Raw genomic sequence first — 3,347 nt, 5'->3', positions numbered from 1 at the left:
GTCAATGGCTTCGCCATAAAATCAGAGTTATCATTCTTAAACAATGGAAGAAACCAAAAAGAATATATATTAATCTACAGAAACTGAATAAGAAACTCAGTTGTCACTTTACAGATGAACAAATATTTTCGGTAGCAAACACTAGGCTAGGTCTATACAGACAGGCCAATGGCCATGTAGTCAATTTTCTACTTAGTCCCAAGATTCTAGCCATTAAGAAAGAGGATAGACCAGGTTTGGTCAATCCTCTTAACTACTATCTAAGTTAGTTTGAAATTATCATATAAATGTAGCGCCGTATACGAGACCCGTACGTACGGTGCAATGAGAGGCACAGAAATAATAATTAAATCCAATATTAACATTGTTTCTTGTCTACTCTATTACTATAATTAGTCCTCAAAGAGGGGGGGTATTATATGTTAGATTTACAGGTAGAAATATTTATTTTAGTTGGAATAGGCTATCTTATTTCTAAACTAGGATTATTTAATAAACAGACTCGTAAACAGGTCACTGATTTAGTATTAAACCTTGTGTTACCTGTGGCCACTGCAAAGAGTTTCTTAATTAAACTCACACCAAGTATTATGAAGACGACTCTTGTTGTATTTTTAGTATCTATTGGTATACAGGGGCTTTATTTTATTATTAATAAGACAGCTTATAATAATCAGGAAGAAACAAAGAAGATCAACTTACAGTATGCGACTATGGTATCTAATGCAGGTTTTATGGGGATGCCATTTGCACAGGGGTTATATGGTGATATGGGTTTACTTTATGCTTGTATTTATTTGATACCACAAAGAGTATTTATGTGGAGTTATGGTTTGTCCCATTATACAAAAGCTGATTTTAAGACAATGGTGAAGAAAGTTGCGTTACATCCATGTCTTATTGGGATTTATTTTGGTATAGTATTTATGATCATGTATTCATTAGGGTATACACTACCTTCTTTTGTGACTACAACTATGAGTTCTATAGGAGGATGTAATACCGCATTAAGTATGATTGTGATAGGAAGTATATTAAGTGATGTAGAACCTAGAGAGATATTGGATAAGGAATGTATTTATTATTCTTTTATTCGTTTGATTATGATTCCAGTAATTACTTATCTATGTTTGAGATGGACATCACTTGATCATATTGGTATTGGTGTATCAGTAGTATTGGCTGCGATGCCTGCACCAAGTACATGTGCAATGTTGGCAAATAAGTATGATAAGAACCCAGAATTCGCTTCTAAGCTTATTTTTGTATCTACTGCATTTTCTTTAGTCACATTGCCACTTATTTCATTGATGATTACTTTATAATTAATGAATAATGGTATATAATGACAATAATCTATGAACAAGGAGTATATATATGATTGATATCGCAAGATTAAGAGAAGATCCTGAAGCTGTTAGGGAAAATATTAAAAAGAAGTTTCAAGATCATAAGCTTCCTTTAGTTGATGAAGCATTAGAATTAGACAAACAGTATAGAGCTGCTATCACAAGAGCATCTGAACTTCGTAGTATGAGAAATAAATTGTCTAAAGAAATTGGACAGTTCATGCGTGAAGGTAAGAAAGAAGAAGCTGCTGAAAATAAGAAGAAAGTTGGAGAAATGGCTGAAGAATTAAAGTCATTAGAAGAAGTTGAAAAAGAATCTGGAGATAAATTAAGAGAAGTCATGATGAAGATTCCTAACTTCTTAGATCCTACTGTACCAATCGGTAAAGATGACAGCGAAAACGTAGAAATCACTAAGTATGGTGATCCAGTAGTACCTGATTATGAAGTTCCATATCATACAGATATTATGGAATCATTTGATGGTATTGATCTAGATGCAGCAGGTAGAGTTGCAGGTAATGGTTTCTATTATTTAATGGGTGATATTGCTAGATTACATTCTGCAGTATTAGCTTATGCAAGAGACTTCATGATCAACCGTGGATTCACTTATTGTGTACCACCATATATGATTAGAAGTAATGTTGTTAATGGTGTTATGTCATTTGAAGAAATGGATGCCATGATGTATAAGATTGAAGGAGAAGACCTATACTTAATTGGTACTTCTGAACATTCAATGATTGGTAAGTTCATTGGCGAATTATTAGATGAAGACAAATTACCATATACTTATACTTCATATTCACCATGTTTCAGAAAAGAAAAAGGTGCTCATGGTATTGAAGAACGTGGTGTTTATAGAATTCATCAGTTTGAAAAACAGGAAATGATCGTTGTATGTAAACCAGAAGAATCTAAGATGTGGTTTGATAAGTTATGGAATAATACTGTAGATTTATTTAGATCTTTAGATATTCCAGTAAGAACACTTGAATGTTGCTCTGGTGACTTAGCAGACTTAAAGTCTAAGTCATTAGACGTTGAAGCTTGGTCTCCAAGACAGAAGAAGTATTTCGAAGTAGGAAGCTGTTCTAACTTAACTGATGCACAGGCTAGAAGATTAAATATCAGAATCAATGGTAAAGATGGTAAGTATTACGCCCATACTTTAAATAATACTGTTGTTGCACCACCTAGAATGTTGATTGCATTCTTAGAAAATAACTTAAATGAAGATGGTACTGTTTCTATACCAGAAGCATTAAGACCATACATGGGTGGTACTGAAAAACTAGTTCCTAAGAAATAATGTGAAAGGAGATGTAAAATCTCCTTTTTCTTGCATTTTATAATAATTATGTTATAATCAATTTTGCCATTACAATAAACATGTCTGAACCATGTCAGGACCGGAAGGTAGCAGCATTAAGGGCCTCTGTTTGTGTGTAATGGCACTTTTTTTATATAAATGGAGGAAACTATAAGTAACTAAAAATATTAACTATTGTGTTCGATTGTGTTTAAATTTACTCATAGAGGTAGTGTTAAAATGAACACATCAAATATCACAAATTATAAATTAAAGGATTTTGCTGAACTTTTAGGCGTATCTGTTAAGATATTATAACGTTGAGATAGAGAAGGAACTTTAAAGGCAAACCGAATCCAAACTAATAGGCACTATTATACTTATAATCAGTATTTACTAAATCAAACTGCATTTTTAAGATAGTTCTGTAATGTAAAAGAATTATTTGAATACCCACAAACCACAGGATAGTAAAAATTAAATTATATAAACGCCTATAAATCGGCGTTCATGAAGCTGAACTTGATGCATAGATTTTCCATTTGTACTATAATTAGATTAGAAATCAGATGGAGAACTCATACAGTATATGGTTTCAATACTTCATGTGTTCTCCTGCCAGTTGCAGGGGCTTCGTAAGTATAAAAAACAGATAGAAAGGGATGAGGAAATTGCTGAAGAGC

At 32.7% G+C, this 3,347-nt stretch carries 2 protein-coding genes, 1 other RNA gene and 2 pseudogenes; all 5 read left to right on the top strand.

The window, feature by feature from the left end; genetic code table 11:
- Positions 1 to 269, top strand: a pseudogene (locus ACT8VG_RS08965) (group II intron reverse transcriptase/maturase); the annotation flags it as partial.
- A 150-nt stretch (positions 270 to 419) separates the two neighbouring features.
- On the top strand, positions 420 to 1,325 hold the full coding sequence (locus ACT8VG_RS08960; RefSeq protein ID WP_444195669.1) for an AEC family transporter: 906 nt from the start codon (positions 420 to 422) through the stop codon (positions 1,323 to 1,325).
- Positions 1,326 to 1,377: 52 nt separating this feature from the next.
- Positions 1,378 to 2,664, top strand: coding sequence for a serine--tRNA ligase (serS, locus tag ACT8VG_RS08955; protein ID WP_217106960.1), 1,287 nt, complete (start codon positions 1,378 to 1,380; stop codon positions 2,662 to 2,664).
- A gap of 61 nt (positions 2,665 to 2,725) precedes the next feature.
- Positions 2,726 to 2,815, top strand: an RNA gene (gene ffs, locus ACT8VG_RS08950) — signal recognition particle sRNA small type.
- Between the two features lie 104 nt (positions 2,816 to 2,919).
- Positions 2,920 to 3,060 (top strand): annotated as a pseudogene (locus ACT8VG_RS08945) (MerR family transcriptional regulator); the annotation flags it as partial.
- Positions 3,061 to 3,347 lie beyond the last annotated feature (287 nt).

The organism is Catenibacterium sp. (genome assembly GCF_052354645.1).
In the GTDB taxonomy this organism is placed as follows: Bacteria; Bacillota_I; Bacilli_A; order Erysipelotrichales; family Coprobacillaceae; genus Catenibacterium; species Catenibacterium mitsuoka_A.
This window is presented reverse-complemented; position numbering and strand designations above follow the sequence as displayed.

Coding starts and splice junctions, on each gene's coding strand:
- ACT8VG_RS08960 (WP_444195669.1), top strand. CDS start 420: ATGTTAGATTTACAGGTAGAAATATTTATTTTAGTTGGAATAGGCTAT.
- serS (WP_217106960.1), top strand. CDS start 1,378: ATGATTGATATCGCAAGATTAAGAGAAGATCCTGAAGCTGTTAGGGAA.